Raw genomic sequence first — 16,691 nt, 5'->3', positions numbered from 1 at the left:
CAGTTAGGTGACGCCATGGCGGTCAGCGCTCGGGCGCAGGCGGAGCTTTGCCGCTTGCGCAGTGATATTGCCCGGCTGGAAGGCCGGATGTCGGAAGCGGAAAAGCTGTCTCTGGATGGCGCTCCCGCGGACGCGAAAGGGACGATGGCGGCCGGACCGGCGGCCGCGCGCCTTGCCTCCGATCGGTTGAGCCTCGGCGTGCCGGAACTGGACACGCTGCTGCAGGGCGGACTGGCGCGGGCGGCGCTGCACGAGATCCGCACGGCCGAGACCCGCGATGCATCGGCCGCGGCGGGCTTCGTGCTGGCGCTTCTGGCTTCTGCCCGAGAAGGCGAAAAGGCCGCTCCCGGCACCGTGCTCTGGGTCAGCTCGGCGGAAAGCCGACGGGAGACGGGCACGCTTTACGGCCCGGGACTTGCGGCGATGGGGCTCGATCCCGCCCGCATCGTCTGGGTGGAGGCGGCCCGGCCGGTGGATGCCGTCTGGGCCTTCGAGGCGGGGCTCGCCTGCAAGGGGCTGAGCTTCGCCGTCTGCGAATTGCGCCGCGCGGCCTGTCTCGACCTCACCGCGACCCGCCGTGCCGCGCTGCGGGCCCGCGAAACCGGCGTCACGGGCTTCCTGCTTCGCGTCGCCTCACCCGCCGAACCGAGTGCTGCGGAAACGCGATGGCGGCTTTCGGCAAGGCCCGCCGGCCAGATAGGGGCGCTCGCCAACGGAGTCGGGCGCACGGCCTGGCGGCTGGATCTGGAAAAGAACCGACTGGGGCGCACTGGCGCCTTCATCGTGGAGTGGAATGGTCATGAGCGTCGCTTCGCAACCCGGTCCCTTGCCGAGGACTTCTCCGGCCTCGCCCTCCCCATCGACCGCTCCGTCGGCTCCCTCGCCCGGTCGGACGCCGCAGCGAATCCTTTGCCTCTGGCTGCCGCGTCTGCCGATGGATCGGCTGCTGCGGCTGGAGCGGAACGGCCGGGAGTGCTTTTCCGGGCAAGGCCGGGTGGCTGGAAACGCGCCTCCTGAAGCCTCCGCGAACGGCGCCAATCCGCCGCCGCGCGCCGTCGTTAGCCGAAGCAAGGGCGCCTTCCGCCTGGCCGTGATCGACGGGGAAGCGGAGCGTCGCGGCCTGCGCCCCGGCATGTCGCTGGCCGATGCGCGCGGGGCGGTTCCGGATCTGGCGATCGCGGAAATCGACGAGGCGGCAGACCGGGAAGCGCTGGTGGCGATTGCCGACTGGTGCGATCGCTATACGCCGCTGGTCGCGCTCGATGTGCCGCATGGGCTCTTTCTGGATATTTCCGGCTGTACCCATCTCTTTGCCCGGCAGGGGGAGGATGGCGAGACGGCGCTGCGGTCCGATCTCCTGCGGCGGCTCCGCCGGCAGGGCTTCGAGGCGCGGGCGGCGATCGCCTCCACGGCCGGCGCGGCCTGGGGCGTTGCGCATGGAGGCGGCGAACCCATCGTTCTGCCGGGCGGCGAGCGGGAAGCGCTGGCCGGTCTTCCCGTGGCCGCGCTCCGCATCGGCGAGCCGGAAAACGGTCTCCTGGACCGGCTCGGCCTTAAGCGGATCGGCCAGCTTGTCGGCCAGCCGCGCGCTCCGCTGGCCGCGCGCTTCGGGCTGGATCTCGTTCGCCGGCTGGATCAGGCGCTCGGCCATGAGGACGAGGTGCTGTCGCCGCGCCTGGCGCCACCGGCTCTTTCGGCCGAGCGGCGCTTTGCCGAGCCTGTCTGCGAGGAGGACAGCGTGCGCGAAACTGTGCGCTCGCTGGGCCGCTCGCTGGCGGAGGCGCTGGAGCGGCAGGCATTGGGCGCGCGGCTTCTGGAACTGGCGCTGTTCCGCGTCGATGGCGGCGTCGCCCGCATTTCGCTCGGCACGGCGCGACCGATGCGGGAAGCGGACCGGATGACGGCGCTTTTCGCCGAGCGCCTGTCGACGCTGGGCGACAGCGTCGATCCCGGCTTCGGCTTCGACACGATCCGCCTTTCCGTCGTGGAAACGGGCCCGCTCGGCCCCGCGCAGATCGACCTTGCCGGCGAAGGCGGCGTGGAGGCGAGCTTCGACCATCTGGTGGACCGGCTGGGCGCGCGGCTCGGTTCGGCAAGTGTCATGCGGTTCGTCGCGCTGGACAGCCATCTGCCGGAGCGGGCGGTCGCGGCAAGGCCACTGGCGGCGCTGGCGGAGGGTGAGGGTGGCCTCGACTGGCCCCTCCTGTCGGGCGAGCGGGAGGAGCCGGCCTTGCGTCCGCTGCGGCTTTTCGAGCGGCCGGAGCCGGTGGAGGTCATGGCCGAAGTGCCGGAAGGCGCGCCCGTGCGCTTTCGCTGGCGCCGTACGGTGCACGAGGTCAGGCGATCGGAGGGGCCGGAGCGGATCGCCCCGGAATGGTGGCTGGTGGGGCAGAGCGGGACGGCCCCGCCCGCCGGGCTCTCCGACGAGCGGACGCGCGATTACTACCGCGTGGAGGATGCGGCGGGCCGCCGCTACTGGCTTTACCGCGAGGGCCTTTACGGCCGCGAGACCGACCGGCCCTTCTGGTATGTGCACGGGCTCTTCGCCTGAGGGGGAGGCCCGCGACCTCAGGCGGCGAGCGGGTAGGCTTCCTCCATGACATAGGGGCCGCCGCCGCGCGAGGCGCGCGAGGACAGCAGCACGAAGCGGCCGACGGGGAAGGGAGTCGTGCCGAAGCTGCCGCGCAGCGCGAGATAATCCGCCACATCCGGCTCGCTCGTTCCCCGTAGCCGCGCCAGCGTGACGTGCGGCGTGAACTTGCGCCGTTCCGGCTCCAGCCCGATGCGCTGCACCAGCCGTTCGTGCTCGGCCTGCAGTTCCCGGAGCGCCGGGGAAGACCGAACGCCGGCATAGATCGAATGCGGCTTGCGACCGCCGAAGCAGCCCACGCCATCCAGCGAAAGATCGAAGCGCGGCCGGCTCACCCGCGCAAGCTGGTTGGCGATCTCGTCGGCGGTGCGATCGTCGATGTCGCCGATGAAGCGTAATGTGATGTGATAGTTCGCCTGGTCGATCCAGCGTGCGCCGGACAGGCCGCCGCGCAGCAGGGACAGCGAGAACGTGATGTCGGAAGGGAGTTCCAGCGCCGTAAAAAGCCTCGGCATTTCAGCCTCCTCGAATCGAAGGGGGTGACGTGGCGAGAGAGAGGATAACGCAATTCGGAGATTTGCGGAGTGCGGCGCTGCGCGATCTGTCGGGGCAGGAGAAGACCGCGCCGGAGCCCAAAGAAAAGGCCGGCAATGCCGGCCTAGGAGACTCTGGGGATTAAACCATACTCTAAAGCGTGCCCGGCCGGTGCCGGTTCTGGGCTGGGGGGCAGATAACCTTCCCCGGCACCAGGCCGTTGGGCAACGATCACTATTTGCCTGCGCCAAATGGCGGCCCAAAGGCCGGATCGCGGCCAAAATGAGATTTTTCGTTAGCGGGTACAGCACTTCCGTCGGGAATGCCGCAGACGATGGCAGGAGCGCCGCACGTCCCTATATCGGGAGGACCGGCGCTTGCGCGGCACGGCGTTTTCCGCCTCAATAGGCACTTCGTCAGGAGACAGGCTTTGACCGATTTCGAGAACCGTTCACCGGAGGGCGCAAAGATCCTGTCCACCATCTCGACGAGTTCGCAGCCGAAATCCGCGCCTGGATACGTGGCCTTCCATCGCCGCGAGCTCGACGCGATCCTTCGCGTCTACGGCCACAAGGTCGCGGAAGGCGAGTGGCGCGATTATGCGATCGACCATCTGGCGGACCGCGCCGTCTTTTCGATCTTCCGCCGCACCAGCGAGATGCCGCTCTACCGTGTGGAGAAAATCCCGGAGCTAGCCCGCAAGCAGGGCGCCTATCGCGTCGTCGCGGCGTCCGGCGCTATCCTGAAGCGGGGCCACGATCTGCCCACAGTCATGCGTGTTCTGGATAAGCCGCAGCTTTCGCTGGTCAGTTCCTAGGCTCGGCCTCTTCCGGCGGCTGGCTGCTGCCGGGGCCAAGTGGGCGCTGCATGAGGACGGTGTCGAGCCATCGTCCGTGCTTGAAGCCCGAGCCCTCGAAAATGCCGATCGTGCGGAAGCCCAGTTTTTCATGCAGCCGCACCGAAGCCGGGTTCTCCGTGCCACCGCCGGCGCTGGCGAAAATCTGGCGGAAACCCTTGGCCTCGCAAGCTTCGATCAGTGCGGCCAGGAGCCGGCTGCCGACGCCCGCGCGGTGCAGGTCAGGCGCGATATAGATCGAATCCTCGACCGAGAAGCGATAGGCCGGGCGCGGGCGATAGGGCCCCGCATAGGCATATCCCAGGACTCGACCTCCACGCTCCGCCACCAGATGCGGAAACCCGCGGCCTGTCAGGTCGCGGCATCGGCGCAGCATCTCCGCCTCGCCAGGCGGCTCCACTTCGTAGGATGCCGTGCCGTGCAGCACGGCGTGGCGGTAGATTTCGGTCAAAGCGGGGATGTCCGTCTCGTCGGTGGGACGGATCAGGATGTCGTCGGAGGGCATGGAGATTCCGGCAAGGAGAAGGGCCAGGCAAAGAAAAAGGCGGCGCCGAAGCACCGCCTTTCTTAATCCAGTGTCCCGTCCGGCGCGAGCCGCTTAGCGGCGGTTGCCCGTGAACTGCAGCAGGAACATGAAGAGGTTCAGGAAATCGAGATAGAGCCTGAGCGCTCCCATGATCGAGGCACGGCCGGCGGCCTCGCGGTCGTTGCCGACATAGTCGTACATCGCCTTCAGGTTCTGCGTGTCGTAGGCCGTCAGGCCCGCGAAGATCAGCACGCCGAGGACCGAAACCGCGAACTGCAGACCGGTCGAATGCAGGAACATGTTCACGATCGACGCCAGGATGATGCCGATCACGCCCATGAACAGGAACGAACCCATCCCGCTGAGGTCACGCTTCGTCGTGTAGCCGTAGAGGCTCAGCGCGCCGAAGGAGGCAGCGGTGATGAAGAAGGTTCGCGCGATTCCGACGCCGGTATAGACGATGAAGATCGACGACAGAGACAGGCCCATCAGCGCGGCATAGCCGAGGAAGACGAGGCGAGCGGTCGACGGCGTCATGCGGTTGATGCCGGCGGAGAAGGCAAACACCACCACCAGCGGCGCGAAGATCACGATCCACTTCAGCGGGCTGAAGTAAAGCGCCTGCGCCACGGCGGGGTTGGTCGCCGCGACATAGAAGGTGCCGAAGGCGAACAGGCCGGTCACGGCCAGGCCCATCGCCATATTGTTGTAGATGCCGAGCATGAAGGAGCGGAGGCCCTGGTCGATCCCCTGGGCGCGTGTCCCGGCTCCCGTGCGAACGGCCGTCGCATATCGGCGGTCGTATTCAGCCATGTTACTCTCCTGTATCCCCCACGCCCGGAAACGACCGGGGTTTGTCCCCAATATGGCCGGCGCGGCCCGTTGTCACAAGGGCAAGGTCGATCACGCGGCCCTAAAGATTTCGTAAGAATGGCCCGGCCTTCACCGAGAGGATGCGCCAGGTGCCGGCGAGCCCCAGCCCCAGGGTCACGGCAAGCGCGATCAGGGCCGCGGCGACCGCGATTTCCGGGCGGAAGTGGAAGGGGATATGCATGACCCTCTCGCCCACATACCAGGCCGCGACAGACCCGGCGGCGACGGCGAAGACGGCGGTCGCCAACCCGAGGATCCCGTATTCCAGCGAGAACGCGGTCAGGAGCCGGGTGCGCGTCGCCCCCAGCGCCTTCAGGATCACGGCGTCCTGCCGCCGCTGGCGATGGCCGGCCGCCAGCGCGCCGCCCAGCACCAGCATGGACACGACGAGCGCCAGCGACGCGGCGACCCGTACGGCCAGCGCCAGCTTGCCGATCAGGTCGTTGACGGAATCGATGGCGTCCTTGACCCGCACGCTGGTGACCGCCGGAAAAGTCTTCGTCACGACCGAGGCGACATGCCGGTCGAGACCGGGATCGCCTCCCTTGGGCAGGGAGAGGGTCGCGAGATCCGTCACCGGCGCGCCGGCGAATGTGTTGGGCGAGAACACCATCACGAAGTTGATCGACAGCGAATCCCAGTCCACCGCGCGGATATTGGCGATCCTGGCCGTCACGTTGCGGCCGAGCACATTCACGGTCACATGGTCGCCGATGCCGAGATTCAGCGCCTTCGCCACACCTTCCTCGAAGGAGACCAGCGGCTCGCCGTCATAACCGGCCGCCCACCACGAGCCCTGCACCAGCCGCGAATTGCGGGGCAGGGTATCGGCAAAGGTCACGCCCCGGTCGCCCTGAAGCGCCCAGCTGCCGCCTTCGCCGGCCTTCACCTCGGTCGCCGGCACACCCTTCACCGCCGTGATGCGTCCCCGCAGCATGGGGACGGTGTCGACCGACGCGGCCGGAGCCTCCCGTTTCAGCAGGTCGACGAAGCGATCGCGGTCCGCGTTCTGGATATCGATGAAGAAGAAGTCCGGCGCCTTGTCCGCGATGGCGCCCGTCAACTGGCCCCGCAGATTGGTGTCGATCAACGCGAGGCTGACCAGAAGCGTCAGGCCGAGGCCGAGCGAGAGGACCACGCTGGACGTGAGCGCGCCCGGTCGCTGAATGTTGCGGATCGCCAGCCGCAGCGTGGTGCCTCTGATGCGCCCGGCATGGCGGGCGAGGAAGGTGATGAGCACCGCCACCAGCCGCAGCACCACGAAGGCCACCACCACGGCCGCGATATACATGACGGCAAGGCGCTGCTGGCTGGAAAGCGCGATGGCGAGCCCCGCCAGCAGCAACAGCGCGACCAGCTGGAAGATGCGGTAGATCCAGGGCGGCCGGACGTTCGACCCGAGCGCCCGGTCGGCGAAGAGGCTGGTCGCGGGCATCTGGCGGGCGCGGCCGAGCGGCCAGAGCGAAAAGGCGACCGTCACCAGCAGCCCGTAGACGAAAGCGAGGCCGAGCTCCGCCGGGTAAAGGCCGACATCTGCGACAGGCAGGAGGTCCGACAGCGCCCACTTGGCGACAAAGGGCAGGATCGCGCCGACCACCAGCCCGATCGCGATGCCGAACAGCGCCAGGATCAGGATCTGCAGGAAATAGATGCGGAAGATCGTGCCGGCGCTGGCGCCCAGGCTCTTCAGCGTGGCGATCGCTGGGCGTTTAAGATCGACGAAGCTCGATACCGCGTTGGCGACGCCGACACCGCCCACGATCAGCGCGGTAAGCCCCACCAGTGTCAGGAATTGCGCGAAGCGGTCGATATTGCCGGACAGCGAGGGCGAGGCATTGTCGCTGGTCCGCATGCGCCAGCCGGCATTGGGGAACTGCTTGTCGGCATCTGCCGCGAGTTGCTTCGCCCGGGCGGGATCGGCCGGCCCGGCAAAGGAGAGGCGGTTCATCCAGGTGACGAGCGCGCCGGGCTGCAGCAACTCCGTCCGTTGCAGGGCGTCCAGCGAGATCATCAGGTGCGGACCGAAGCCGATGCCTTCGGAAAGGCGGTCCGGCTCGGACGCGATGACGCCTCGCAGCTTCAGGGTGAGCGCGCCGAGCTTGAGATCGTCGCCGACCTTCAGGTTCAGCCGGTCCAGCAGTTCCGGCGCGGCGAGCGCGCCGAAGGCGCCGTCCGTTTCGCGCAGCAAGGCCTGTCCGTCGCCGCCGCCCTCCAGCGCCAGTTCGCCCTGCCGCGGATAGGCGGCATCGACCGATTTCAGTTCCACCAGCGTCTGGTCGGCGCCGTCCGGCCGCACCGCCATGGCGCGCATCGTGGCGACCGTGTCGAGCGTTCCCTGCCGGGCGAAGAAGGCCTTCTGCTCGGGCCCGAGATCGCGGTGGATCAGCGAGATCGAGAGATCGCCGCCGAGAATCGTGCGGCCCTGCGTGGAGATCCCTTCCGTCAGCGCATGGGAAACGGAATTGACGCCCGCGATGGACGCGACGCCCAACGCGATGCAGGCGAGAAAGACATAAAAGCCGGCGAGGCCGCCCCGGAGTTCGCGAAGCGCGAAGCGGAGCGAAATCGGCAGCGAGCGGCTTTGCGCCGAGGCAGCCCCGTTCATGCCGTCCGCCGCACGGTCTGGGCAGCTTCCTCGATCTGGCCGGATGCGATGCGCACGGTGCGGCTGCAGCGGGCGGCGAGGCCCTGGTCATGCGTCACGAGGACGAGAGTGGAGCCGTTCTCCCGTGAGGTCTGGAAGATCAGATCGGCGATCTCCTCGCCGGTTTCGCTGTCGAGATTGCCGGTGGGTTCGTCGGCGATCAGGATCGACGGCTTGACCGCGAGCGCGCGGGCGATGGCGACGCGTTGCTGCTCGCCGCCGGAAAGCTGCGCCGGGTAATGCCCGATCCTGTGCGCGAGGCCGACGCGACCGAGCATCTCGCGGGCGCGGGCGAAAGCATCGGGCTCGTCGGCAAGCTCCAGCGGAACGGCGACGTTTTCAAGCGCCGTCATGGTCTGCATGAGGTGAAAGGCCTGGAAGACGAAGCCGATCTCCCGGCCCCGGAACGCCGCCAGCGCATCCTCGCCCAACCCGGCATAATCCTGCCCCGCCACGACCAGCCGCCCGCTGTCGATCCGTTCCAGCCCGGCGATCGCCAGCAGCAATGTCGACTTGCCGGAGCCGGACGGCCCGACAAGACCCACCGTCTCGCCGCGACCGACGCTCAGGCTCACCTGCTTCAGGACATGGACCCGGGAAGCCCCGCTGCCCAACGTGAGATCGACATTGTCGAGGAGGATGGCGGCATCGTTCACGGGGAGACCTTTGGAGCGGCGGGTTCCGCCGATATGGGACCTCGGCCGGTATCATTCCAGCCGACCCGAGTCGATCGGCAGGCGAACGCTCCAGAACAGTGTTCCCGCACCCGATCTCCCGTTGGAAAGCCGTTTCTGTTCCAGGGTGCGCTGGCCGGGTAGGCTTGGCGGTCGAGGCAGTCCGGCGCATCTCCGTTGCCGGTGCGACGCCGACCAATATGCCGGGCCACCCATGCGCTTCTCCCTTCCTCCCATCCTTGCGGGTTCCAGTCTCCGCGACCAGACCGTCGCCGGTCTCGGCGCGTTGATCGGGATCGCGCTCACCGGTGCGATCGGCGCGGCCGTCTTCCTGCATTCGGCGACCCTTGCGCTGCTGGTCGCGCCGATGGGCGTCTCGGCCGTGCTGGTCTTCGCCGTGCCGTCCAGCCCTCTGGCCCAGCCGTGGTCGGTGATCGGCGGCAATTTCGTCTCCGCCCTGGTGGGCGTGAGCGTGGCGAGGCTTGTGCCCAATCCGGATCTCGCCGCCGGACTCGCGGTCGGCGGCGCGATCCTCGCCATGTCGTGGCTTCGCTGCCTGCATCCGCCGGGCGGCGCGGCTGCGCTAACCGCCGTCATCGGCGGCCCGGCGGTCGCCTCGGCGGGCTACCTCTTTCCCTTCGTGCCCGTGGCGATCAACGCGGTCCTGCTGACCTTGGCCGGCATCGCCTTCCACCGCCTTTCCGGCCATTCCTATCCGCACCGTCCCGTTCCCGTGGTCGGCCATATGGCACCCGCCCTCGACGGCGTTCCGCACCCGGAGGACGTGGACCGCGCGCTGCACGATCTCGGCGAAACCTTCGACGTCAGCCGCGAGGACCTCGACCTGCTCTTCCGCCGGGTCGGGTTCCATGCGGCGCAACGGAGCCGGGCTGAGGCGCAGGCGATCCGAGGCACCTAGGTGGACACACCCGCCGGCTCACCGGCGCTGCGTGCCGTCGCGGCCCGAGACGAGATGTGGTCGAAGCGTCGCAGGGTCGTGGGTTTGCCCCGCCGTTGCTTTTTTCGCCACCATCTCGTGCTTCTGACGGGCATGCCGCGCGTCGTCGTCACGAAAACCCTTTCCGAGCGTTCGGATCGTCGTGCAGGGTTCAGGGACAGAGACCGGGTGGACAGCAGGACAAGGGATTCGTGACGATGAGAATGAAAGCGAACCGGCTTCCCGGAAACGCGCCTTGGGCGGCCGCCGCTCTGTTCGGCACAGCGCTCGGGCTGATGGGGCCGGGCTCCGCCGCTCTGGCCGATCCCGTGCACATCGTGGCCTTCGGCGACAGCCTGACGGCGGGCTACGGGCTTGGCCCGGGACAGTCCTTCCCCGAGCAGCTGGAAGCGGCGCTGAAGGCCAAGGGCTATGACGTGAAGGTGGACAATGCCGGCGTCTCCGGCGACACGACCACGGCTGCGCTCGCCCGTGTCGACTGGTCGGTGCCGAAGGATGCGCAGGCTGTCATCGTCGAACTCGGCGGCAACGACGCGCTGCGCGGCATCGACCCGGAGGTGACGCGCAAGAACCTCACCGCGATCCTCGACAAGCTGACGGAACGCGACCAGGACGTGCTTCTCGCCGGTATGAAGGCGCCCCCGAACATGGGGCCGGACTTTGCCCGCGCCTTCAACAGGATCTTCATCCAGGTCGCGGCGGAAGAGCGGGTCGGCCTTTATCCCTTCTTCCTGGAAGGTGTCGCTGCGGACGACCTCGTGACCCAGTCCGACGGCATCCATCCGACGGCGGAAGGCATCGCCAAGATCGTCAAGCGCATCACGCCCTATGCCGAGGCGCTCGTGAAAGCGGCCCTCGCGCCCAAGGACGAAGACGACGATGACGACGACAGCGCCGCCGACAGCGCGCCGCCGGATGCTGCCGCTCCCGCCGGGAACGCACCGGCTCCTGCCGCTCCCAGCGCGAATGCGCCGGCTCCGGCCGCAGCCGCTCCTGCTACTCCAGTCCCGGCCACCCCGGCTCCGGCCGGGGCGACGACGCAGGGGCCCGCGAACACGCAGGGGACCGCCGCTCCGCAGTGACGATGCCGGTCGGCTGGCCGCATTCGGATGCCTGACATGAAAAAGGCCGCGCTCGGGAGCGCGGCCTTGTTTTTGGGAGCTGCGGGGATCAGGCCGCCTGCGAAACCAGGTTCCGCAGGACGTACTGAAGAATGCCGCCGTTCCTGAAGTAGTCCATCTCGTCCAGCGTATCGATGCGCAGGAGCAGCGGGACGGTCTCGACGCGACCATCCGCGAACTCGATCCTCGCGTCGATCGTCTGGCGCGGCTTCAGCTCGGTCACGCCTTCGATCGTCACCTTCTCGTCGCCCTTGATGCCGAGCGTCTGCCAGCTCTGCTCGTCCTTGAAGACCAGCGGCAGCACGCCCATTCCGACAAGGTTGGAGCGGTGGATACGCTCGAAGGACTGCGCGATCACGGCGCGAACGCCGAGCAGGGTCGTGCCCTTGGCCGCCCAGTCGCGCGAGGAGCCGGTGCCGTATTCCTTTCCGGCGAAGACGACCAGCGGAACCTGTTCCTCCTGGTACTTCATCGCGGCGTCGTAGATCGACATCTGCCCGCCGTCCGGCTGGTGCAGCGTCACGCCGCCTTCCACGCCCGGAACCATCTGGTTCTTGATGCGGATGTTGGCGAAGGTGCCGCGCATCATCACCTCGTGGTTGCCGCGACGCGCGCCGTAGGAGTTGAACTCCGAGGCGGGCACCTGGTGCTCCATGAGATATTCGCCGGCCGGGCCGTTCTTCTTGATCGAGCCGGCGGGGGAGATGTGATCCGTCGTGATGGAATCGAGGAAGAGCGCGAGGACGCGGGCTCCCTTGATGTCCGTCAGCGGCTTCGGCGTCATGCTCATCCCCTCGAAATACGGGGGGTTCTGCACATAGGTCGAGCTGATCGGCCAGTCATAGGTCATGCCGCCCTTGACCTGGATGCCCTGCCAGTGACGGTCGCCCTTGAAGACGTCGCCATAGCGCGACAGGAACATCTCGCGGCTGATGACGTCGCGGATGACGCTCGCGATCTCGGCCGAGGTCGGCCAGATGTCGCGGAGATAGACATCGTTGCCCTCGGGGTCCTGGCCCAGCGGCTCCTTGGTGATGTCGATGTTCAGCGAGCCGGCAATGGCATAGGCGACGACCAGCGGCGGGGAGGCGAGATAGTTCGCCCGCACGTCCGGGTTGACGCGGCCTTCGAAGTTGCGGTTGCCCGACAGCACCGAGGCGGCCACGAGATCGCCCGCATTGATGGCGGCCGAGATCGGCTCCGGCAGCGGGCCGGAATTGCCGATGCAGGTCGTGCAGCCATAGCCGACGAGGTTGAAGCCGAGCGCGTCGAGATCCTTCGTCAGGTCGGCCTTCGCGAGATACTCGGTCACCACCTGCGAGCCCGGCGCCAGCGAGGTCTTGACCCACGGCTTGGCGGTCAGGCCCTTCGCATGCGCCTTGCGGGCGAGGAGACCTGCGCCGATCAGCACGCTCGGATTCGAGGTGTTGGTGCAGGACGTGATCGCCGCGATGACGACGCTGCCGTCGCCGACCGTGTAGTCAGCGCCCTCGACCGGGGCGGTCTTGAAGGAGCCGTCGGTCGGGCGGATCTCGCCGAGCGCCTTGGCGAAGGCCGGGGCGACGTCGGTGAGGGCGACGCGATCCTGCGGGCGCTTCGGGCCGGCCAGCGACGGGACGACCGTGGACAGGTCGAGTTCCAGAGTGTCGGTAAAGTAGGGGTCGGCCATGTCGTCGAGACGCCACATGCCCTGGGCCTTGGCGTATTCCTCGACCAGCGCCACGCGATCCTGCTGCCGGCCGGTGGCCTTCAGATAGTTGACCGTGTCGTTGTCCACGGGGAAGAAGCCGCAGGTCGCGCCGTATTCCGGCGCCATGTTGGCGATCGTCGCCTGGTCTTCCAGCGAGAGGTTGGAGAGGCCCGGGCCGTAGAACTCGACGAACTTGCCGACGACACCCTTCTTGCGCAGCATCTGCGTGACGGTGAGCACGAGGTCGGTGGCCGTGGTGCCTTCCGGCAGCTTGCCGGTGAGCTTGAAGCCGACGACTTCGGGGATCAGCATGGAGATCGGCTGGCCGAGCATGGCGGCCTCGGCCTCGATGCCGCCGACGCCCCAGCCGAGCACCGAAAGGCCGTTGACCATGGTGGTGTGCGAATCGGTGCCGACCAGCGTGTCGGGGAAGGCGTAGGTGACGGTGCCGCCATCCTCCGCCTCGTCACGCGTCCACACCGTCTGGGCGAGATATTCGAGGTTCACCTGATGGCAGATGCCGGTGCCCGGGGGCACGACGCGGAAGTTGTCGAAGGCTTCCTGGCCCCAGCGCAGGAAGGTGTAGCGCTCGCCGTTGCGCTCATATTCCAGATCGACGTTCTTCTCGAAGGCGTTCTGCGAGCCGAAGAAGTCCACCATCACGGAGTGGTCGATCACGAGGTCGACCGGCACCTGCGGATTGATGCGCTTGGGATCGCCGCCGAGCTTGGTGGTGGCGTCGCGCATGGCGGCGAGATCGACTACGGCGGGAACGCCGGTGAAGTCCTGCATCAGCACCCGGGCGGGACGATAGGCGATCTCGCGCGTGGAGTAGCGCTCCTTCAGCCATTCGGCGACGCCGCGGATATCGTCCGCCGTAACGGTGCGGCCGTCCTCGAAGCGCAGGAGGTTCTCAAGCAGGACCTTGAGGGAGAAGGGCAGGCGGTTGATGCCCTCAAGCCCGTTCTTTTCCGCTTCGGGAAGGGAGAAATAGACGTATTCCTTCCCGCCGACATTCAGGGTGCGGCGAGATTTAAAGCTGTCCAGAGATTTTGGCACGGTGAGGCTCCCAAGGCACGATGGTCGCACCCGGCGGCGCCACCGATTCAAGGTCGGGGCGTCAGCGCGCAGCGGCGCAATCGTAATCTTTGCATGGTCCGACGAGAAGGAGCGCCTACCGTCGTCGGTCACGCGGCATATAGTGTATTTCCCCGGCCGAGACCAGAGTCTAGAGACGATCCAAACTACGGAATGCGCAGGTTTTGAACAATCATCCGACCGGACTGCCTCCTTCATTGCTGGTGGCCGACGATCTCTCCTGCGAAAGGGGAGGTCGCCTCATCTTTTCCGGGGTGAGCTTTCGGCTGGAGCCAGGGCGCTCTCTGGCGCTTCGCGGCCCGAACGGCTCGGGCAAATCCAGCCTGCTCAGGCTGGTCGCGGGCCTGATCCGGCCCGTCGACGGTCATGTCCGCTTCGAAGTGGGCGGGCAGGGGGCCGATGCGGGGCGGATGCACTATCTCGGCCATCTCGACGCCTTCAAGGCATCGCTTACCTTGCTCGAAACGCTGGCCTTCTGGTGCCGGGTCTACGCATTGGACGAACCGGCTCCCGATGAGGACGCAATCCTGGACGCGATCGACAGGGTCGGGCTCGCCCATGCGACGGACCTGCCGATCGGTGCGCTGTCCGCCGGGCAGCGGCGCCGGGCCGGGCTTGCGCGGCTGATCCTGATGCCCAGGCCGCTCTGGCTGATGGACGAGCCGACCTCCGCGCTGGACCGCGACGGCGAGGGGCTTCTCGGGGAAGCGATGCGCGATCATCTGGCGGCCGGCGGCTCGATCCTCGTCGCCACTCACCTCGATTTGCCGATCGTCCCGGACGCCACGCTCGACATGGCGCCGCAGGACGTGGTCCTCGCATGAGCGCGCTTCTCGCTATCATCGGGCAAACCCTTCGTCTCGGCCTGCGCGCCGGCGGCGGCGCGGTCGTGGGCCTTGTCTTCTTTCTGGCGGTGGTCACCGTGATTCCCTTCGGCGTCGGTCCCGACCTGAAGCTGCTGGCGCGAATCGGTCCGGCCATTCTCTGGATCGGCGCGCTGCTCGCCTCCTTGCTGGGCCTCGACCGGCTTTTCGGCGCCGACCGCGAGGACGGCTCCCTGGATCTCTTCATCATCTCCGGCCAGCCGATGATGCTGGTGGTGATCGGCCGGGCGATCGGCCACTGGCTGGCGACCGGCCTGCCGCTGGTGATCGCCGCGCCCGTGCTCGGCCTGCTTCTCAACGTGGAGCCGGTGGGGCTCGCGGCCGTGACGCTGACGCTTCTCGTCGGCTCGCCGGCGCTGACGCTGATCGGCACGGTCGGCGCGGCGTTGACGGCGGGGCTCGCGCGTGGCGGCATGCTGATCGCCGTGCTGATCATCCCGCTGACGATCCCGGTGCTGATCTTCGGCATTTCCGCGACTGCGGGTGCGATCTCCGATCCCGCACCGTTCCTGCCGCCCTTCCTGATCCTCTGCGCCTGTACACTGGCCGCCCTCGTACTCGCCCCGATCGCGGCGGCGGCGGCGTTGAAGCTCTCGGTGGAGTGAGGTGGCCCATCGCGCCGCATTGCCGCCGCTGCGGTCGGGGCGTATGAGGACGTCATGCCGAGCCTGACCCAGCTTGCCAATCCGACCCGCTTTCTCGATTTCTCGGGCAAGCTGATCCCGTGGTTCGCCGCGGCCGCCGCCATCGTGCTGGCGGTCGGGCTTTATTACGGGCTTTTCGCCTCGCCGCCGGACTACCAGCAGGGCGATACGGTGCGGATCATGTATATCCACGTGCCGGCCGCCATGCTTGCCATGGGGTGCTACACGCTGATGGCAGCCTCGGCGCTGGGCACGCTGGTCTGGCGGCATCCGCTGGCCGACGTGGCGGCCCGTTCGGCGGCGCCCATCGGTGCGGCCTTCACGCTGCTGGGGCTGATCACCGGGTCCGTCTGGGGCAAGCCCATGTGGGGCGCCTGGTGGGTCTGGGACGCGCGGCTCACGTCCTTCCTCGTGCTCTTCATCATGTATCTCGGCCTGATCGCCCTCTGGCGCGCCTTCGACGATCCCGCCCGCGCCTCGCGGATCGTCGCCGTGCTGATCCTGGTCGGCTTCGTGAATATCCCGATCATCAAGTTCTCGGTGGACTGGTGGAACACGCTGCACCAGTCGGAGAGCATCTTCCGCATGGGCGGCCCGACCATCGATCCCTCCATGCTGCGCCCGCTTTTCCTGATGCTGGGCGGCTTCGGCCTGCTCTTCGCCACGCTGCTGATGGGCGCGATGCGGGCGGAGATCTATCGCCGCCGCGTGCGCACGGCACAGCTCGTGGCCGCGCGGCCACGAGCGAGCGTCGCCGCCGCAACGCCCGTGTCCGCCGCCGCGTCGCCGGCTTCGGCATCCTGACCGCATGACCCATCTCGGCTACATCCTTGCCGCCTATGGCGCGGCGTTCATCGTGATCGTCGGATTGATCCTCTGGGTCTGGCTCGACCTCGCCGCGCAGAAGCGCAAGCTCGCCCGGCTCGACCGGGACGGCACGCGCCGTCGCTCCCGGAGGCCGGCGGCATGACGGATATGCCCGATCGGCAGGCGGATCCCGCCACGGAAAACGAAGCCGGGCAGGCGCCCCGGTCCGGCCTGCGCTTCTGGCTGGTCCTGCCGGTCGTCGCCTTCGTGGCGCTTGCCGTGCTCTTCATGGTGCAGCTGGAATCAGGTCGCGATCCCTCGGCGGTGCCGTCGCCGCTGATCGACAAGCCCGTGCCGCAATTCAGCCTGCCGGCGCTGGAGGGCGCATCGGGCGGGGGAGGCGACGCAGGTGGCCTCGATACGACGGCACTGGCAACCGGCGTGCACGTCGTGAACATCTTCGCGTCCTGGTGCGCGCCCTGCAGGGAAGAGCACCCGATCCTGCTGGATCTGGCGAAGGACAAGCGCTTCTCGCTGGTCGGGATCAACTACAAGGACGTGCCCGACAACGCCGTGAACTATCTGGGCGCGCTCGGAAATCCCTTCGCCCGCATCGGCGCGGACCGCACGGGGCGGTCTGCCATCGACTGGGGCGTCTACGGTGTGCCCGAGACCTTCGTCGTGAAGAACGGCACTATCGTCTACAAGTTCGTCGGACCGCTCAGCCCGCAGTCGCTACAGGCGCAACTGATGCCGGCAATCGAGAAGGCGCTGGCGCAGCCCTGAAGGCTG

Annotated in this window: 16 protein-coding genes; 10 read left to right on the top strand and 6 right to left on the bottom strand. The window is 67.8% G+C overall.

Features of this window, described 5'->3' with window-relative positions:
• Positions 1 to 54 precede the first annotated feature (54 nt).
• Together BMY25_RS21235 and BMY25_RS15805 are read left to right on the top strand one after the other, a co-directional pair.
• On the top strand, positions 55 to 1,017 hold the full coding sequence (locus BMY25_RS21235) for an ImuA family protein (RefSeq protein ID WP_238858380.1): 963 nt from the start codon (positions 55 to 57) through the stop codon (positions 1,015 to 1,017).
• Positions 995 to 2,551 (top strand): Y-family DNA polymerase, encoded by a 1,557-nt coding sequence (locus BMY25_RS15805; RefSeq protein WP_346432153.1) that lies wholly within the window; start codon positions 995 to 997, stop codon positions 2,549 to 2,551. The genes BMY25_RS21235 and BMY25_RS15805 overlap by 23 nt, the downstream gene beginning before the upstream one ends.
• Before the next feature lie 17 nt (positions 2,552 to 2,568).
• Here BMY25_RS15805 and thpR read toward each other — a convergent pair whose 3' ends face one another.
• Positions 2,569 to 3,105, bottom strand: coding sequence for an RNA 2',3'-cyclic phosphodiesterase (gene thpR / locus BMY25_RS15800; protein ID WP_092498291.1), 537 nt, complete (start codon positions 3,103 to 3,105; stop codon positions 2,569 to 2,571).
• A 488-nt stretch (positions 3,106 to 3,593) separates the two neighbouring features.
• Between thpR and BMY25_RS15795 the strand changes: the two genes are divergently transcribed.
• Complete coding sequence (locus tag BMY25_RS15795) at positions 3,594 to 3,941, top strand: DUF2794 domain-containing protein (protein ID WP_428976979.1); 348 nt, start codon at positions 3,594 to 3,596, stop codon at positions 3,939 to 3,941.
• Here BMY25_RS15795 and BMY25_RS15790 read toward each other — a convergent pair.
• The 4 genes from BMY25_RS15790 to BMY25_RS15775 all read right to left on the bottom strand — a co-directional run bounded on the left by BMY25_RS15790 (position 3,931) and on the right by BMY25_RS15775 (position 8,679).
• Positions 3,931 to 4,485: a GNAT family N-acetyltransferase gene (locus BMY25_RS15790; protein ID WP_092498405.1), complete on the bottom strand. Its 555-nt coding sequence runs from the start codon at positions 4,483 to 4,485 to the stop codon at positions 3,931 to 3,933. The two genes, BMY25_RS15795 and BMY25_RS15790, sit on opposite strands and share 11 nt — an antisense overlap.
• Positions 4,486 to 4,578: 93 nt before the next feature.
• Positions 4,579 to 5,319 (bottom strand): Bax inhibitor-1/YccA family protein, encoded by a 741-nt coding sequence (locus BMY25_RS15785; protein WP_092498289.1) that lies wholly within the window; start codon positions 5,317 to 5,319, stop codon positions 4,579 to 4,581.
• A 100-nt stretch (positions 5,320 to 5,419) separates the two neighbouring features.
• Positions 5,420 to 7,984: an ABC transporter permease gene (locus tag BMY25_RS15780; RefSeq protein WP_092498287.1), complete on the bottom strand. Its 2,565-nt coding sequence runs from the start codon at positions 7,982 to 7,984 to the stop codon at positions 5,420 to 5,422.
• Complete coding sequence (locus BMY25_RS15775; protein ID WP_092498285.1) at positions 7,981 to 8,679, bottom strand: ABC transporter ATP-binding protein; 699 nt, start codon at positions 8,677 to 8,679, stop codon at positions 7,981 to 7,983. The genes BMY25_RS15780 and BMY25_RS15775 overlap by 4 nt, the downstream gene beginning before the upstream one ends.
• Positions 8,680 to 8,911: 232 nt before the next feature.
• On the opposite strand from BMY25_RS15775, the gene BMY25_RS15770 reads away from it, so the two are divergent.
• Both BMY25_RS15770 and BMY25_RS21380 read left to right on the top strand, forming a co-directional pair.
• Complete coding sequence (locus BMY25_RS15770) at positions 8,912 to 9,616, top strand: HPP family protein (protein WP_092498283.1); 705 nt, start codon at positions 8,912 to 8,914, stop codon at positions 9,614 to 9,616.
• 236 nt (positions 9,617 to 9,852) lie between these two features.
• Complete coding sequence (locus BMY25_RS21380; RefSeq protein WP_346432152.1) at positions 9,853 to 10,737, top strand: arylesterase; 885 nt, start codon at positions 9,853 to 9,855, stop codon at positions 10,735 to 10,737.
• A gap of 88 nt (positions 10,738 to 10,825) precedes the next feature.
• On the opposite strand, the gene acnA is transcribed toward BMY25_RS21380, so the two are convergent.
• Complete coding sequence (acnA, locus tag BMY25_RS15760) at positions 10,826 to 13,525, bottom strand: aconitate hydratase AcnA (protein ID WP_092498279.1); 2,700 nt, start codon at positions 13,523 to 13,525, stop codon at positions 10,826 to 10,828.
• Positions 13,526 to 13,728: 203 nt separating this feature from the next.
• Between acnA and ccmA the strand changes: the two genes are divergently transcribed.
• From ccmA to BMY25_RS15735, 5 genes are read left to right on the top strand one after another with little or no spacing between them, the layout of a single operon-like run.
• Positions 13,729 to 14,388 (top strand): heme ABC exporter ATP-binding protein CcmA, encoded by a 660-nt coding sequence (ccmA, locus tag BMY25_RS15755; protein WP_238858378.1) that lies wholly within the window; start codon positions 13,729 to 13,731, stop codon positions 14,386 to 14,388.
• A complete protein-coding gene (gene ccmB / locus BMY25_RS15750) occupies positions 14,385 to 15,053 on the top strand; it encodes a heme exporter protein CcmB (protein WP_092498275.1) in 669 nt (222 codons plus the stop codon). Before ccmA ends, ccmB begins: the two co-directional genes overlap by 4 nt.
• A 54-nt stretch (positions 15,054 to 15,107) precedes the next feature.
• Positions 15,108 to 15,896 (top strand): heme ABC transporter permease, encoded by a 789-nt coding sequence (locus BMY25_RS15745; RefSeq protein ID WP_092498273.1) that lies wholly within the window; start codon positions 15,108 to 15,110, stop codon positions 15,894 to 15,896.
• A gap of 4 nt (positions 15,897 to 15,900) precedes the next feature.
• Positions 15,901 to 16,062 carry a heme exporter protein CcmD gene (ccmD, locus tag BMY25_RS15740; protein ID WP_092498271.1) on the top strand — a complete coding sequence of 54 codons (162 nt, stop codon included), beginning with the start codon at positions 15,901 to 15,903 and terminating at the stop codon, positions 16,060 to 16,062.
• Complete coding sequence (locus BMY25_RS15735; protein ID WP_428976977.1) at positions 16,059 to 16,685, top strand: DsbE family thiol:disulfide interchange protein; 627 nt, start codon at positions 16,059 to 16,061, stop codon at positions 16,683 to 16,685. The genes ccmD and BMY25_RS15735 overlap by 4 nt, the downstream gene beginning before the upstream one ends.
• The last annotated feature ends 6 nt before the right edge of the window (positions 16,686 to 16,691 follow it).

Source organism: Faunimonas pinastri, from assembly GCF_900110915.1.
Lineage (GTDB): Bacteria > Pseudomonadota > Alphaproteobacteria > Rhizobiales > Afifellaceae > Faunimonas > Faunimonas pinastri.
Note: the sequence above shows the minus strand (reverse complement) of the source record. Positions and strands in the feature narration are given on the sequence as shown.